The sequence below is a fragment of the Advenella mimigardefordensis DPN7 genome (assembly GCF_000521505.1).
Taxonomy (GTDB): Bacteria; Pseudomonadota; Gammaproteobacteria; order Burkholderiales; family Burkholderiaceae_B; genus Advenella; species Advenella mimigardefordensis.
The window spans coordinates 4127035-4142972 of sequence record NZ_CP003915.1 but is presented as its reverse complement, the minus strand read 5'-3'; the positions used below and the strand labels follow the sequence as shown (position 1 = coordinate 4142972).

Sequence of the window (15938 nt, the reverse complement as noted above, 5' to 3'; positions counted from 1 at the left end):
CCTTGTTGTACTGTAGTTGATCACGAGGTGTAGTGCCAGATGCCAGGTGAGATCAGTTGCCCGACACATTGGAGACATGTGATGATTGATAAAACTGCCGCTTCATTGGCAGATGTACTGTCGCAGATTCGCGACGAGGCCACCATTATGATCGGTGGTTTTGGCAGTGCCGGGCAACCCGCTGAACTGATCGACGGTCTGATCGACCTGGGCGTACGAAACCTGACCATCGTTAACAATAATGCCGGTAACGGCGATCACGGTCTAGCCAAATTGCTCAAGACCGGTGCGGTACGGAAGATGATCTGCTCTTTCCCCCGTCAAACAGACTCCTGGGTTTTTGACGAACTGTATCGCGCAGGCAAAATAGAACTCGAATTGGTCCCTCAGGGTAATCTGGCCTGTCGCATACAGGCCGCCGGGATGGGGCTGGGCGCAGTGTATACGCCGACCGGCTTTGGCACCTTGCTTGCCGAAGGCAAGGAAAGTCGGAACATTAAGGGAAAGGACTACGTTCTTGAATATCCGATTACCGCTGATTTTGCGCTGATTAAAGCCTATAAAGGCGATCGCTGGGGCAATCTGGTGTACCGCAAGTCGGCTCGCAACTTTGGCCCCATCATGGCGATGGCTGGCGCGGTAACGATTGCCCAGGTGAGCGAGGTGGTTGAGTTGGGTGCGCTGGACCCCGAGCATGTGGTAACGCCCGGGATCTTTGTAACGCACGTTGTTCAGGTTCCCTGTGCACCAGCGGCAGCGCGGAGAGCAGCATGAGCTATACAAAGCTGACTCGTGACCAGATTGCCGAGCGCGTTGCCCGGGACATTCCTGACGGAGCCTATGTCAATTTGGGAATAGGCTTGCCAACAAAAATCGCCAGTTATCTGCCTCAAGACAAGGACGTGTTTCTGCATTCCGAAAACGGCCTGCTGGCGTTTGGACCGCCGCCGCCTGCAGGGCAGGAAGATCCGGAGTTGATCAACGCGGGTAAGGAATTTGTCACCATGCTGGACGGAGGAAGCTTTTTCCATCACGGTGATTCGTTTGCCATGATGCGGGGCGGGCATCTTGATATTTGTGTGCTGGGCGCGTTCCAGGTCGCTGCCAATGGTGACCTTGCCAATTGGCATACTGGCGCTCCGGATTCGATCCCAGCTGTAGGGGGCGCCATGGATCTTGCCGTTGGCGCGAAACAGGTATTCGTGACGACAGATCATAACACCAAGACGGGAGAGCCGAAGATTGTGGGCGAACTCAGTTACCCCGCTACCGGTTTGAAATGTGTTGACCGCATTTACACCGACTTATGTGTGATCGATGTGACACCGGACGGACTGAGCGTGATCGAGATTGTCGAGGGATTGTCATTCGAGCAATTGCAATCCCTTACCGGCGCTCTGCTCATTGACGCTACGCAATCTTAAAAGGAGTGTTGCCATGAGCCGCTTATACGCCAGCCTGTTCTATCAGAAAGACGTGACGGATATTTTCAGTGACCGCTCGCTATTGAAGTATCTGATGACGACTGAAATAGCACTTGCAAAGGCGCAGGCGCTGGTGGGCGTCATCCCGCAAGCCGCTGCGCAAGGCATTGAACAGGTTTGCACGACGCAAGGGCTGGAAAAACTGAATGAGAACGCATTGGCCACGGCAGGCGGGCTGGCAGGCAATATCGCCATTCCATTTGTAAAACAGCTGACTGCCCTGGTAAAGGCAAGTGATGAAGACGCGTCGCGTTATGTTCATTGGGGGGCAACCAGCCAGGATGTGCTGGATACCGCCTGTATTTTGCAGTGCCGCGATGCGCTGGTCATTATCCAGGCGCAATTGGAACAGGCATACGACACGGCACTTGCGCAGGCAAAGGTTTACCGACATCAGATCATGATGGGACGTACCTGGCTGCAGCAGGCATTACCCATCACTTTTGGCCACAAGCTCGCCCGCTGGGCGTCGGTATTCAGGCGTGATTTGAACCGCATCGAAGCGATGAGAGCGCGGGTATTGACGGCGCAGCTGGGCGGAGCGGTAGGTTCGCTGGCCTCATTGAACGATCAGGGCACCGCCGTGGTGGCCGCTTTTGAGGCGCAACTGAATCTGACGGAACCCCTGTGCACCTGGCATGGTGAGCGCGATCGTATTGTTGAGATAGCGAGTGTGCTGGGACTGGTGGTGGGCAATCTGGGAAAAATGGCGCGCGACTGGTCGCTGCTGATGCAGACCGAAGTGGGTGAGGTGTTTGAACCGATGGGAGAAGGGCGGGGTGGCTCTTCTACCATGCCGCACAAGCGGAACCCGGTGGCAGCCGCATCTGTACTGGCTGCGGCCAATCGCGTGCCTGTTCTGATCTCAAGCCTATATCAAAGTATGGTGCAGGAGCATGAGCGCAGCCTGGGTGGCTGGCATGCAGAATGGCTGTCATTGCCAGAAATATTTCAACTGTGTTCAGGAGCACTGGAACGCACGCTGGATGTCCTGCAGGGAATGCAGGTGAACCCGGAAAACATGCAGCGCAATCTTGAATGTACAAACGGATTGGTGATGGCCGAGGCGGTCATGATGCGGCTGGCTCCTACGCTGGGTCGGCTCAATGCACATCACCTGGTTGAATCTGCCTGTAAAAAAGCTGTGGACGAACAGCGCCATCTGAAGGACGTGATCGCCGAACTGGACGACATCAGGCACCAGTTCACCGGCGAGCAGATCAGTGACATGTTCAGGCCGGAATCATATATCGGCAATATTCAGGATCAGATAGATGCGGTGTTGAATGAGGCCGGCAGACAGCCCGGGTAATAGTTATTGCAAATGAGTTTAGCCAGAAAAACGGCCGGCCGCTGCCATCCGGTGAAGCCGCTGATACGTTTATCGCAAGGTAATTCGGACGATGAATCGTTTTCCAATACAGAGCAGCAATGGGATTTCGGCTGGATAATTCGGCGAGGTCCCTGATCCCTGAAAAAACACCTTGCCAGTCTATAAATAATTTCAGATATTTTTCTACAAAGGAGGAATCATGCCGTCATCGGATAATGTGATTCAAAATTCGAGCATCGATGCACAAACGCTGATTAACGATGCTCCGTTGAGCAGGTTCCAGTGGTTCATTGCCATCATCTGTTTTCTGATCGTTTTTGTTGATGGAATTGATACTGCAGCAATGGGCTTTATCGCGCCGGCACTGGCGCAGGATTGGGGCGTGGACCGCTCACAACTGGGACCCGTCATGAGCGCCGCGCTGGGCGGAATGATTTTCGGCGCATTGCTGTCCGGTCCTGCGGCTGATCGTTACGGACGCAAGTTGGTGTTGATATTGTCTATGGTGGTCTTTGGCGGTTTCAGCCTGGCGTCTGCATATGCAGGCTCGCTGGACACACTTGTGATATTGCGCTTCCTGACCGGCGTTGGCCTGGGGGCAGCCATGCCAAATGCAACCACCTTATTCTCGGAGTACTGCCCGGACCGTGTTCGCTCTTTGCTGGTCACGTGCATGTTCTGTGGATATAACCTTGGTATGGCCACAGGCGGCTTTATCAGTGGCTGGATGATTCCCGCGTATGGCTGGCATAGTCTGTTTTTGCTGGGGGGATGGGCTCCTTTGATTCTTACGGTACTGGTGATCTTCGTCCTGCCGGAGTCCTATCGCTTTTTGATCGTCAAAGGCGGCAACGCTGAAAAAGTACGGCGCATTCTAAGTCGTATTGCACCAGAGCGCGTTAAGGGAGCGACGCAGTTCCATGTGCCCGAAGAAAAATCGCAGGGCGCCAATAAAAATTCACTTGCCATGCTGTTCTCTGCGAAATACGCCAAGGGAACGCTACTGCTGTGGCTGACCTATTTCATGGGCTTGGTTGTCATTTACTTGCTCACCAGCTGGCTGCCCACACTTATGCGTGAAACCGGCGCCTCTATGGAGCGGGCAACGTTTATCGGTGGCCTGTTCCAGTTCGGTGGTGTGGTCAGTGCCCTGTTTGTCGGATGGGCGATGGACCGGTTCAATCCCAACCGTGTGATTGCCGGTTTCTATTTCGTCGCTGGCGTGTTCGCTTTTGCTGTCGGACAAAGCCTGGGCAATCCAACCCTGCTAGCCATTTTGATTCTGTGTGCAGGCATTGCCATCAATGGCGCGCAATCGGCCATGCCCGCGTTGAGTGCCCGCTTTTACCAGACCCAGTGCCGCGCCACCGGCGTGGCATGGATGTCCGGTATCGGTCGGTTCGGTGCCGTATTTGGCGCGTGGGTGGGTGCCATATTGCTGGGAAATAACTGGACCTTTACCGACATCCTGAGCATGTTGCTGATACCAGCAACAGCCGCCGCCGTAGCCGTTTTTGTGAAATCGCTCGTTTCACATACCGATGCGACATGACGTTTTTAGAAGGAGAGTAGTATGACTCAAATCATTCAGGGCGCGTATGCGCAGCGCAATACAGACGATCACCCGCCGGCCTATACGCCTGGCTATAAAACCAGCGTGTTGCGTTCGCCCAATAATGCATTAATTTCCATTGCACAAACACTGACTGAAGTGACCGCACCTCGCTTCAGTGCAGACTGGTTCGGACCGAAAGATAACGACCTTATCCTGAACCACGCTAAAGATGGTTTGCCGATTGGTGAACGGATCATTATTCACGGCTATGTACGCGATCAGTTTGGCCGTCCGGTAAAAAATGCGCTACTTGAGGTATGGCAGGCCAATGCTTCCGGACGCTATAGGCATCCTAACGATCAGTATATCGGCACGCTGGATCCGAATTTCGGCGGCTGTGGTCGCATGCTGACCGATGAAAACGGCTTTTATGTCTTTCGGACTATCAAGCCCGGCCCTTATCCGTGGCGCAACCGGATTAATGAATGGCGTCCGGCACATATTCACTTTTCCCTGATTGCCGATGGCTGGTCACAGCGGCTGATTTCGCAGCTGTATTTCGAAGGTGATACGCTGATTGACTCCTGCCCGATTCTCAAGACCGTGCCCACCCATGAACAGCGTCAGGCGCTGATCGCGCTTGAAGACAAAAGTAACTTTATCGAGGCCGATAGCCGCTGCTACCGTTTCGATATTCATTTGCGCGGACGCCGCGCGACATACTTTGAAAATGATCTGATTTGATGAAGGAAAAACACAGTATGAGTAACTGGACTTTTCAGCAATTGCACGAAACGCCGTCACAGACGGGTGGTCCTTATGTGCATATTGGCTTGTTGCCGGAACAGGCCGACATCAATGTGTTTGAATACAACTTTGATAACCAGCTGGTAACCGATAAAACCCAGGGCCAGCGCATCCGGCTCGAAGGCCAGGTATTTGACGGGCTGGGCATTCCCTTGCGCGATGTGTTGGTAGAAATTTGGCAGGCCGACGCCAACGGTGTCTATCCGGCCAAAGCGGATACACAGGGAAAAGTGGCAGATGACGCATTTCGTGGCTGGGGGCGCACCGGTGCGGATTTCAATACCGGGTTCTGGCATTTTGATACGATCAAGCCCGGATCTGTACCCGGACGCAAGGGCACGACACAGGCACCGCATATAGCATTAGTCATATTTGCGCGTGGCATCAATATCGGATTGCATACGCGCGTGTATTTTGACGATGAAGCCGAAGCGAATGCCAAAGATCCTGTTTTGAACAGCATTGAATGGGTCAGGCGTCGTGACACGCTGATCGCTACACGGCAGGAACGTGATGGTGAAGTGGTATATCGCTTCGATATCCGTATTCAGGGTGAAGGCGAAACGGTGTTCTTTGACATCTGATGCACAGGGGTTGTGTGATGCACAGCCCTTGTGGATAAAGCGGCGGCCTGATGGGGGTAGCGGTTCAGGTTGCAGTAGCTGCCAAGTCGCCGCTGTTGCATGCGGAGCAGTTGAACGATGATTTTTGTGGGAGAATAAAGTGACCAGATCAGTACCTTTATATGCGATGGCGCTGGGGCTGACTATCTCGGGCGCGGCGGTTGCCGGTACATACACGGTGGATCGTTACGACGATGACGCAGAGAAAGGTTCCCTGCGCTGGGCGATTGAGCAAAGCAACGCCAACCCCGGTGATAAAAACGAGATTCTGATTAAGGCAGTGGGGAGCGCGCCTTTTGTGATCAAGCTCAATAGTGCACTGCCTGCCATCAAGTCGCCAGTGAGCCTGATCGGCACACAATGGGCCAAGACTGGCGAATATATTACCGTTGATGGCTCCAACTACATAAAAGGGGAAGGCGCGAAAGCCTGCCCTGGCGCTAACCCGCAACAATACGGAACCAACGTACGTACGATGAGCCTGCCGGGGCTGGTGCTGCAGGACGTGAACAACGTGACGATAAAGGGCCTGGATGTGCGCCGATTCTGCATTGGGGTATTGATCAATCGTTCCAGCCATAATCTGATCGAGCATAATCGCCTGAGTCAAAACTATGGCGGTGCCGGCATCATGATTACCGGTGATGATGGAAAGGGTGAACCGACAGCAACAACAACCAATAACAACAAGGTGTTGCATAATCTCTTTCAGGATAACGGCGATGGACTTGAGCTGACCCGCGGTGCTGCCTTTAATTTGATTGCCAATAACCATTTTGTATCCACAGCAGCCAATCCGGAGCCCTCGCAGGGCATTGAGATTCTGTGGGGTAATGACAATACCATTGTTGGAAATAAATTCGAGAACTACTCCGACGGGCTGCAGATAAACTGGGGCAAACGTAATTACATTGCCTATAACGAGTTGGTCAATAATTCGATTGGGTTCAATCTGACTGGTGATGGCAATGTGTTTGACGGTAATAAAGTGCATGGCAACCGTATTGGCGTGGCGATTCGTTCTGAAAAGGATGCCCATGCCCGTATAACACTTACCAAAAACCAGATATGGGATAACGGCAAGGATATTAAACGATGCGAGGCAGGCGGCTCCTGCGTGCCAGATCAGCGTCTGGGCGCTATCATATTTGATGTTCCTGCTCTGGAACATGATGGCTTTGTCGGCTCGCGCGGCGGTGGTGTGGTCATTGAACCGGCCAAACTGCAAAAAACCTGCAAAAACCCGGATGAGCAGGGGTGCAATGCATACCCGAATCAGGGCGTCACTGCGCCGGTTCTGGCTGTGCAAAATGGCAAAATTGCGGTTGAGATAAACGGATCTGCGGATCAGCGCTACAGAATCGAGTTTTTTGGTAATCGCGACCGTCATTCAAATGAGGCAGAACAGTACCTGGGTTCTGTGGTAGCGCATACCAACGAGAAAGGTATTGCCCAACTCACATGGGAATCAGAAAAGACCGGCATAGGCTCGATTACGGCCACCGTGACCGACAGCAATGGGGCAACGTCTGAGCTGAGTCGTCCTGTGCGGGTGAATTGAAGCGGGTGTGCGTCAGGTGACGGCGATGTCACCGATGCTGCCAAAGACATTGCAGGGCAGGTGTGCTGCACCCTTGAGCACCTTGCCGGGACCGGTAAGTGTGTCAAACGGGGAGGGCATCATCGTGTCCGATAATCCATATTTTTGGCTGATCCAGGACGCGGGTCAGAAAGGACTCTTTTGCAGAAATTCTTTTTGTGAATTCAGCCTGCGTCAGAATTGTCGGATTGACAGGGCGGCCGATTACGTGGCTGGCGTCTTCAAGCGCGGCGTAGACCTTGCCATAGCTGACTGAATCGGAAAGCAGCATGAGATCAACATCGCTGGTCGCCGTGTCCGTTTTCCTGGCTATTGAACCATAAATAAACGCTGCTGTAATTTGTGGTGCCAGCGGAGCGAGTGCGTTGCGAATGGGTTCGGCCACCCCGATGGTTTTTTGGACGATAGCGTGCAGTTCGCCAAAAATGGGTGAGTGCTGGTTTGCCTGATAGTGTTTCTGATTGCCTCTGCGTGTGGCCGTGACCAAGCCGCTGTCAGCGAGCGTAGCCAATTCTCGCTGAACGGCACCCGAGAGCCACTACTTGTCAGGTTGATGATTTCATTGGCATAAAAGCTACGGTCAGGCTGGCCAAACAGGATTCGCAGCACCTGTTGCTTGGTCCTGGAAAACAATGCATTCGCCAGACTGACTGACGGTTCAGAGGATGATGCGTAAATACCCATATTGGGCATGATCAGCCCCAATTGGGGTATTTATGAAAAGAACTCATATTTCGATAGGCGGTTATCGGCCATCCGCCATTCTATCCAGCTCTCTGATCGCTTCTTCAGAAAGAACAAGCTGGTCTGCAGCGAGATTTTCCTGCAAATGTGCGATAGAAGACGTGCCAGGAATAAGCAGGATATTGGGCGAGCGCTGCAGCAACCAGGCAAGTGCGACCTGCATGGGAGTTGCGTTCAGACGCGCCGCTACCTCAGAAAGCGTTGCAGACTGCAATGGCGTGAAGCCGCCCAGTGGGAAAAAGGGGACATAGGCAATATTGGCCCGAGCCAGATCGTCAATGAGCGTGTCATCTTCGCGATGCGCCAGATTGTAGTGATTCTGCACGCACACGATATCGCATATCCTGCGTCCTTCAGCGATCTGGGCTGGCGTCACGTTGCTCAGCCCGATATGGCTTACCAGACCCTGTTGCTGCAGCTCGGCCAGGACTGTCAATGGCGCTTCGATTGAACCTTCGGCCGGGCCATGAGGTGAGACCATGCAGCGAAAGTTGACGACATCCAGCACATCCAGGCCGAGATTGCGCAAATTGTCGTGAACGGCCTGCGTAAGGGCTTCGCGCGATATGGCCGGATTCCATGAGGCATCGTTGCCACGGACGGCGCCGATTTTCGTCACAATAACCAGATCGTCGTGATAGGGCGACAATGCTTCGCGAATAAGCTGATTGGTGATGTGCGGGCCATAGAAGTCACTGGTGTCTATATGATTGACGCCGCTTGCGACGGCGTGCTGCAACACGGCGATGGCTGCCTGGTGATCCTTGGGTGGGCCGAATACGCCGGGTCCGGCCAGTTGCATGGCGCCGTAGCCAAGCCGGTTTACTGTGAGCTCGCCCAATGAGTATGTATTTGATTGTTCAGGAAAAGTCATGGTGGTTCCTTTGATGACAGTTAGCATAGTCGAAGCTGATACGCCACATATTAAGCTTTTAATATTGTTATGATAATCGGGTGTAATCCATACAGCATGTGCGGATTTACGCACAATGCGGAGGCGTGATGAAAGTTGATCCTGGAGATTTGAATGCATTTGTCGCGGTGGCTCGGGCCAAAGGGTTTCGCAGTGGCGCGCGCAAAAGTGGTAGCAGCGCCTCGGCCTACAGCGAAGCGGTGCGCCGACTGGAGGCGCAACTTGGTGTCAGGTTGCTGAATCGAACAACGCGCAGTGTGGTGCCAACCGAGGCAGGGCAGAGCCTGCTGGCCCGACTTGGCCCTGTTCTGGCGGAAATGGAGGCTGCGCTTGATGTCGTTAATGTATTTCGGGAGCGACCTGCCGGTACGCTTCGACTCAATGTGCCGGTAAGCGCTTCGCGGCTGGTATTGGCTGATATCGTACCGGGGTTTCTGGCGGCTTATCCGGATATTCAACTGGAAATATTCTCAGAGGAAAGCTTTGTCGATGTGATTGCGGCCGGATGCGATGCCGGCATTCGCTACGAGGAGCGTCTGGAGCAGGATATGATTGCGGTGCCTATTGGTCCGCGAACCCAGCGTTTCGCCGCCGCCGCCGCGCCCGCTTATCTTGAGCGCTGCGGTCGGCCGAAGCATCCTCGTGATTTGCTCAATCATGCCTGTTTGCGCATGCGGTTTTCCAGCGGCGCAATGCCGCCATGGGAATTTGAAAGAGAGGGTGAAAAATTGCGGGTGGAGCCAGTCGGGCCACTTATCGTACAGGCAGGCGGCGGCACGGATCTGGCTGTGGACGCCGCGATTGCCGGTAGTGGAGTTATTTTTCTTTTCGAAGACTGGCTGCGACCACATCTGCAAAGTGGCGCGCTGGTCCCGGTGCTCAAGTCGTGGTGGGTAAGTTTTTCGGGACCGTTTTTGTACTATCCGGGTCGGCGGCTGGTGCCCGCACCGCTACGCGCGTTCATTGATTTTGTCAAAGCAGATGGTGAGCAACGGTGACCGCTCCACGCACTTGAGGGGTGCCCGCCCGCAAGAGATGATCCGGGGGTGCTGCGCAGAAGGCTTTGCCGCGGAGCGGGTATCTACCGCTTTAACTGCACAGGCCGCAGTGCTGTTTTGTAATAATGATAAAAATTCGGGAAGACAGTCCAGTGCTTCGTCTTCCCGAATGGGTATCACGATTCGAATATTGCTTATTCTATAAATTATTTTGCATTCAATGCTGCAGCAATCTGATCAATATTCTGTTGCATGGATGTCAGGCCGGCGCTACCCATGATGTACCAGTTGTATGGGTCCAGATAGACGATACGGTTGTTTTTCGCGGCTGCGGTGTCACGAATAACGGGGTTCTCCAGCAATTGGCGGGTTGGCTTGCCCTGTTTACCGGTGGCTGCATTGCGATCAATCACGAACAACCAGTCCGGATTGGCTTTGGCAATGTCGTCCAGTTTGACCGGGTGGCGATCTTTTGCCGAGAGGTTCTTCACGGCGTCGTTGGGAACAAAACCGAAGACGTCATAAATCATGCCAAAGCGCGAGCCAGGACCAAAAGCGCTTGTTTTTTCGCCAACAGCCAGAATCAGCATGGCGTTACCTGCTGTCGCCGCCTTGGCTTGCAGACCCGCCACTGCGTCATTGAGTTCTTTCAAGGCCGCCTGAGCTTCGGGTTCTTTATTGTAAATGGCAGCCAGCGTCTGTGTGTTGCGCTCGATGCTCTTGAGGGGCGCCTGCGTATCCACGCTCAAATCGAGTGTTGGAGCAAGTTTGGCCATGTCATCGAATTTGGCACGAGAGCGACCACCCACGATGATGAGCTCCGGCGATACTTCTTTGACGGCGTGGGGATCGGGCTCAAACAGCGTGCCCACTTTGGGCATGCTGTCGGCGTTATAGGCAGACAGTGAATCCGGGAAGCGGGCTTTGGGTACGCCGACAGCCTGCACACCCAGTACCTGCATGATATCCAGCGTGGGCAGATCGAATACGACCGTTTTTGCCGGCTGAGCGTTGACCGTAGCCTGTCCTTTTGCGTGTTGCACTGTTATCTGGTCAGTTTGGGCCATGGCCTGGCCCGCCAGTGATATCACACCAATGGCCAGGGTTGTTTGTACCATCGCCAGCCAGTTTTTTGTATGTCGTGTCGTTTTCATTTGTGATGCCTTTATTATCATTAACCGCGGCGGGAGTGCTGCGGCTGTTATTCCAATCAGAATTTGACGTTCATGCCAAGCCAGTAGCGGCGGCCATCTTCCACATAACCATAATCGTCATAGCGGACCTGCTTGTCGAAAATGTTGTAGATGCCTGCATACACGGTGACGCTTTTATTGACATCATAAGAGCCGCCCAGGTCAACGTAAGTCGCAGACGGCGCCATGGTGGTACTGGCCGAGATGCCCTGGGTCGGATCGCTTTCCTTGCCACGGTAAGTCACTTTCATCCAGCCATTGAGCTTGTCTGTCGGTTTCCAGTCCAGACCCAGATTGAACATATGCTCAGGCATTTGGTTCAGCGGGTTGCCGGCGTACTGGCCGCTTTTCTGCTTGGAATAGGTATAGGTATAGCTGGAAGTCAATGACAGCTTCTCGTTCAGTGGTGCCGTCAAGGTTGCCTCCACCCCACGGGTGATGGCGTCATCCACGTTTACATAAGTGATCGCCGAGCGTCCCTGGGCATTTACCGGCCCGCACTCCGGGCAGGGCACGCGAGTGATCTTGTCGGTGAACTCGTTGTCGAACAGGGTGATGCCTGCCATCAGGCCGCTATCATCGTTATAGATCAGCCCGATCTCTTTGGTCAGTGTTTTTTCCGGCTTCAGATCGGGATTGCCATACATATTGCCGCCGCGGCTGGTAGCACCCCAGTCTGGCAATGTCTGACGCAGGGATGGGGCACGAAAGCCCGTGGATACGCCGCCTTTGATCGTCCAGTTGTCATTCAGATGCCAAACGGCATATAGCCTGGGGCTCCAGTGGACCCCGGAGGTTTTCTCGTTGTCCATGCGTAATCCGCCGGTCAGGGCGAACGAATCGGTAATCTGCCATTCATCTTCGACAAAAAAGGCGTATTGCCAGCGATCTACCGTAGACCGGTCGGACATTTTGTTGGTGGTCGTGTCTTTGAGATCTTCCAGACTATAGAAGGCGCCGACCGTGGCGATATGACGCTCGAACAGCGGCATGCTCCATTTGGTGCTGGCCGTTGTGTTGCGTATCGTCATTTCGCGGGCCAGATTCTCGGTTTCTTCACGCTGAACATAGGTGTTTGAGGTGCCAAAAGACCAGCGTCCGTCATGGGTCAGGGAAAAATGCTTGCGATTGAACTGGCGGCGGCTTTCCTCTTCGGTCAGCGCCAGGGTTTTGCCTGGCGTTGAACGATAATCCTGCCTGGAGGCGCCTGCTTCAAGCACGATATCGTGATCGCGATTGGGCGTCAGGGCCAATTTGGCGGTAACGCCGCGATTGGTGTGGCGGTTATAGCCCTCTATGATGTCGTCCTCGCTGCGATGCGAATAAACGCCATAAAGACTGAAACCGAGCAGATCCTCTTTGATCGGGCCGGCAATATAGAAATTGCCCTGGAAATTGTTGCCAGAGGCTGAATGTTGCTGCAGGGTGGAGTCCAGCCGCACGGAACCACCCCATTTTTTCGGAATCTTGCGCGTAATTACATTCACCACACCGCCCATGGCGTCTGAGCCATAAAGCGATGACATGGGACCACGCACGACTTCGATCCGCTCAATGGCTTCTAGCGGCGGAACCCAGCTCTGGTCGGTGCCGGTGCTGCCGTTGGTCTGTGTTTCGCGAGTGCTCATGCGCTTGCCATCGACCAGAATCAAGGTATAGTTGGCGCTCATGCCCCGCAGGGTTATGTCAGATGTGTTGTTGTCCGAGGGCGTCATGATCACACCCGGCACGTCGCGCAGTGCATCGGTCAGATCGCGATAGGCGCCTTTTTCCAGTTTATCTCGCGGAATCACGCTGATAGAGGCCGGGGCATCGATGATGTCCTGCTCAAAACCGCTGGCTGTGACCACAATGGGGTTCAGTGACGCAACGCCTGTGTCTTCGCTCGCTGTCTGAGCGTAGGCGGCTTGCAGCAAGGTCGCGCCAAGACTGAATGCACATACCGCAGCAATCTGGCGGGCAGGGGTCTTACGAGCCGGTTCTCGCTTTGATACCGGGATAACGCGCAACATCAGAAAATTTCCTCTCCGGAATGATAGAATGAGACTTATTCTCTATATGAAGTTCTAAATGAGAATTATTAGCTATTAGATATTGTCAGCTGTTATTCAGCAATGTTTTTTCCATAACTTTTGATATCTTTGCACTTCTTGATATACACCTTGCCGCGTCTGCATGGCAAATGTGATCTGAGGAGAGCATATACTCCAATCATGCGCACTGAAAAGTCGAAGGCGCTGCGGGTTCTCGTGATTGAAAACGACGTGGCGTTGTCCAAAATGCTTTGTGAATACCTGGAATCCCGGGGATATTGCGTTCAGTTGGCGCACTCCGGCTATCAGGCCTCTCGGTTGATGCGGCGGCGGAGTCATCATCTTGCCCTGCTGGACGCGGACATGCAGGATGTGGTCAGCCTGGATTGGCTCAAAGCGTATCGCCGGCAATCGACCAATCCGTTGATTTTGCTGACCGGCTCACAGACCGATAGCGTGACAGGCCTGAAATCGGGCGCTGATGACTGCCTTGCCAAACCGCTATGCATGGACGAACTGGAGGTGCGCATGCACGCCCTGTTAAGACGCCACCGAACCGAAGAAGTCGCGCCATCGTCACTGCCATCGCGCCCGTTCCTTCGTAGCGGTTCCTATCGTGCTGCAGTTTATCGCAGTGCTTCGTATCGCGGCTCAACGTTTGATGATGCCGTTATGACCGACGCGATCGTTGCGGCTGGCGGTGAAGTGCTGGCCACTGGTCCGCTTTCACTGAATCCGGCTACAGGTGTAACCAAGCTACATGGCAACGCGGTCGTGCTGACCGGTGCTGAACAACGCATTCTTGAAGTGCTGATGCGTTCAGCGGGTCAGGTGGTCCAGCGCGAAAATATCGGCGCATTCGCGCTGGGCCGTATTCCGTCGTCTTATGACCGTAGCATCGATACGCATATCAGCAGCTTGCGCAAGAAGCTGGGAGCAGGCACCCAACGTTCCCGCCTTCTTATCCGAAATCTGCGCGGGCAAGGTTATTTGCTGGCCACCGACGAAGCGGCCAATTAAATAGCGGGCTTTTCCTGCTGATAAACGCCACGATCTTGTAGTGATTGTGTCATACCATCGTACACGGCGGTATCATATGGTAGATTCTTCACTGGACACAAAAAGGTCGTTTATGCTCAGACTCATGTTGCTTCGTCACGCAAAATCCAATTCGATTCCTGGTGTTGCAGACTTGCAGCGCCCCCTTACTGAGCGGGGATACAGGGAAGCAGAACTGGTTGGCCAGTATCTGGTGTCGCAGCAATTGCTGCCTGAACTGGCCATCGTATCGAGCGCGACGCGTACACAGCAAACCTGGACAACCGTGTCGGCGGCATTCAAGACGCCAATCAGGAAAATCACCGAAGAACGGATCTACGAAGCGTCCGTAGACAGTATCGTTCAAGTCATACGCAATATTGAACCGGGGCCGCGCGTGGTGCTGGTGATTGGGCATAATCCCGGACTGTATCTGACAACGGAATATTTATCGGGTGAGGGCGATGAGGATGCCTTTGAGCGATTGGAAATGGGGTTTCCGCCTGCGTCGCTGACTGTGATGGATTTTGATGTGGATGCGTGGGGACAGGTTGGTGAGAAGGGTGGGAGGCTGTTGCGGTTTGAGACGCCGGAGACGATGATGGGGTAGCGACCACACGCTAAATTATCATGATACTGTCAGGTTCAACGCATGGTTGTTATTCGTTGAACAGAATCAGGGCGATCGGTATACTAAACGCGGCTTTACCGGTAAAGAGCCGATTCATTCATTTTGAGATCAACACGCATGCAGGGTAATCCATTTTCTTCTGTATCTATGCTTATTGCTGTTTGTATTGCGCTGCTCGCACAAATTGCAACATTAGTGTTGGCAGCCTATATCTACTTCAAGCCGCTGTCCTACGAATATTTTGATTATCTTCCCTGGTTGCAATTATCACTCATTCCGTGTGGCGTACTATGCATACGAATGTCAGGAGAACAGAATCGCCAATTAGAGCGCATCATGCAGTACGGTGTTGATGGAACGGCAAAAGTGCTGACCATCGAACCACTTGGGGCCGGAGATGAAGTAATGCAATACTATACCTTCACGGTAAAAGCTGATTTTCAAAGTGAAAAAATTGAAATCGTGGATGCTATTACGATTGAAACCTATAAGGATATATCAGCAATGGATGTGGTGCCTATCCGATATATCCCCAACACCAGCGAAGTTATCATTCTCTTCGATCATTTAAACCAGCAAAAAAATTAAGCGGCTAGACACAAGTTCTTAAATTGAATGCTGGGAATCGCGTCAAAAACAATGACATTCCTTCTGTTACTTTTCTCAATTCCAGACAGACGGACTGATGGCTTGTTTTTAAGTTTATAGGTGTTTGAGTAATTGGCCAAATGTCCCGTTTTACTCATAAAGATTTGTGATGCGATGCCACCAGCAACGCCTGGTTGATCACCAAAAGAAATGGCTTTTTTCGTACCTTTATTGTGCACCGGAGCGCAGCAAAATAGGATTCGGAAGCATGGGTTGGGTGCCAGCAGATGGGTGCCAAAATTCGGGTATGGAATAGGTAGCATGGTGGGCGGTGTCTTGCAGAAGTCTGGAAAACCAATAAATCCACCACCGAGTGATGTAATGTTATACATAAATTA

General features: G+C 53.2%; 16 protein-coding genes. 11 read left to right on the top strand and 5 right to left on the bottom strand.

All coding sequences use genetic code 11. From position 1 onward, the window contains the following. The first annotated feature begins 81 nt into the window (after positions 1 to 81). The 7 genes from MIM_RS18990 to MIM_RS18960 all read left to right on the top strand — a co-directional run bounded on the left by MIM_RS18990 (position 82) and on the right by MIM_RS18960 (position 7363). Complete coding sequence (locus MIM_RS18990; protein ID WP_025374341.1) at positions 82 to 774, top strand: 3-oxoacid CoA-transferase subunit A; 693 nt, start codon at positions 82 to 84, stop codon at positions 772 to 774. Further along, a complete protein-coding gene (locus MIM_RS18985) occupies positions 771 to 1424 on the top strand; it encodes a 3-oxoacid CoA-transferase subunit B (RefSeq protein ID WP_025374340.1) in 654 nt (217 codons plus the stop codon). Before MIM_RS18990 ends, MIM_RS18985 begins: the two co-directional genes overlap by 4 nt. Before the next feature lie 13 nt (positions 1425 to 1437). Next, on the top strand, positions 1438 to 2796 hold the full coding sequence (gene pcaB / locus MIM_RS18980) for a 3-carboxy-cis,cis-muconate cycloisomerase (protein WP_025374339.1): 1359 nt from the start codon (positions 1438 to 1440) through the stop codon (positions 2794 to 2796). Positions 2797 to 3016: 220 nt separating this feature from the next. After that, the gene (locus tag MIM_RS18975; protein ID WP_025374338.1) at positions 3017 to 4369 is read left to right on the top strand and encodes an MFS transporter; all 1353 of its coding nucleotides are present in this window, start codon (positions 3017 to 3019) and stop codon (positions 4367 to 4369) included. Between the two features lie 21 nt (positions 4370 to 4390). Beyond that, positions 4391 to 5116, top strand: coding sequence for a protocatechuate 3,4-dioxygenase subunit beta (gene pcaH / locus MIM_RS18970; protein ID WP_025374337.1), 726 nt, complete (start codon positions 4391 to 4393; stop codon positions 5114 to 5116). 17 nt (positions 5117 to 5133) lie between these two features. After that, positions 5134 to 5763, top strand: a complete 630-nt coding sequence (gene pcaG, locus MIM_RS18965; RefSeq protein WP_025374336.1) for a protocatechuate 3,4-dioxygenase subunit alpha — start codon at positions 5134 to 5136, stop codon at positions 5761 to 5763. Positions 5764 to 5902: 139 nt separating this feature from the next. After that, positions 5903 to 7363, top strand: a complete 1461-nt coding sequence (locus tag MIM_RS18960) for a NosD domain-containing protein (protein ID WP_025374335.1) — start codon at positions 5903 to 5905, stop codon at positions 7361 to 7363. Between the two features lie 103 nt (positions 7364 to 7466). On the opposite strand, the gene MIM_RS18955 is transcribed toward MIM_RS18960, so the two are convergent. Together MIM_RS18955 and MIM_RS18950 are read right to left on the bottom strand one after the other, a co-directional pair. Then, positions 7467 to 7913 (bottom strand): nucleotidyltransferase domain-containing protein, encoded by a 447-nt coding sequence (locus MIM_RS18955; protein ID WP_245592772.1) that lies wholly within the window; start codon positions 7911 to 7913, stop codon positions 7467 to 7469. A gap of 234 nt (positions 7914 to 8147) precedes the next feature. Beyond that, the gene (locus MIM_RS18950; protein WP_025374334.1) at positions 8148 to 9020 is read right to left on the bottom strand and encodes an aldo/keto reductase family oxidoreductase; all 873 of its coding nucleotides are present in this window, start codon (positions 9018 to 9020) and stop codon (positions 8148 to 8150) included. 128 nt (positions 9021 to 9148) lie between these two features. Here MIM_RS18950 and MIM_RS18945 point away from each other — a divergent pair, with 128 nt between their 5' ends. Then, positions 9149 to 10057: a LysR family transcriptional regulator gene (locus MIM_RS18945; protein ID WP_025374333.1), complete on the top strand. Its 909-nt coding sequence runs from the start codon at positions 9149 to 9151 to the stop codon at positions 10055 to 10057. 206 nt (positions 10058 to 10263) lie between these two features. Here the strand turns inward: MIM_RS18945 and MIM_RS18940 are convergent, their stop codons facing one another. Beyond that, complete coding sequence (locus MIM_RS18940) at positions 10264 to 11211, bottom strand: siderophore ABC transporter substrate-binding protein (protein ID WP_025374332.1); 948 nt, start codon at positions 11209 to 11211, stop codon at positions 10264 to 10266. 56 nt (positions 11212 to 11267) lie between these two features. Continuing rightward, on the bottom strand, positions 11268 to 13262 hold the full coding sequence (locus tag MIM_RS18935; protein ID WP_025374331.1) for a ligand-gated channel protein: 1995 nt from the start codon (positions 13260 to 13262) through the stop codon (positions 11268 to 11270). A gap of 201 nt (positions 13263 to 13463) precedes the next feature. Here MIM_RS18935 and MIM_RS23260 point away from each other — a divergent pair, with 201 nt between their 5' ends. The 3 genes from MIM_RS23260 (at position 13464) to MIM_RS18915 (ending at position 15540) form a co-directional block, all read left to right on the top strand. Then, positions 13464 to 14303 carry a response regulator transcription factor gene (locus MIM_RS23260; RefSeq protein ID WP_052342344.1) on the top strand — a complete coding sequence of 280 codons (840 nt, stop codon included), beginning with the start codon at positions 13464 to 13466 and terminating at the stop codon, positions 14301 to 14303. A 76-nt stretch (positions 14304 to 14379) separates the two neighbouring features. Continuing rightward, entirely contained in the window at positions 14380 to 14931 is a 552-nt protein-coding gene (locus MIM_RS18920; RefSeq protein ID WP_222836898.1) for a SixA phosphatase family protein, read from the top strand. 138 nt (positions 14932 to 15069) lie between these two features. Beyond that, a complete protein-coding gene (locus tag MIM_RS18915; RefSeq protein ID WP_025374328.1) occupies positions 15070 to 15540 on the top strand; it encodes a hypothetical protein in 471 nt (156 codons plus the stop codon). Here MIM_RS18915 and MIM_RS22275 read toward each other — a convergent pair. Next, positions 15537 to 15932 (bottom strand): DUF4150 domain-containing protein, encoded by a 396-nt coding sequence (locus tag MIM_RS22275; protein ID WP_014752147.1) that lies wholly within the window; start codon positions 15930 to 15932, stop codon positions 15537 to 15539. The genes MIM_RS18915 and MIM_RS22275 overlap by 4 nt on opposite strands. Between the last annotated feature and the right edge of the window lie 6 nt (positions 15933 to 15938).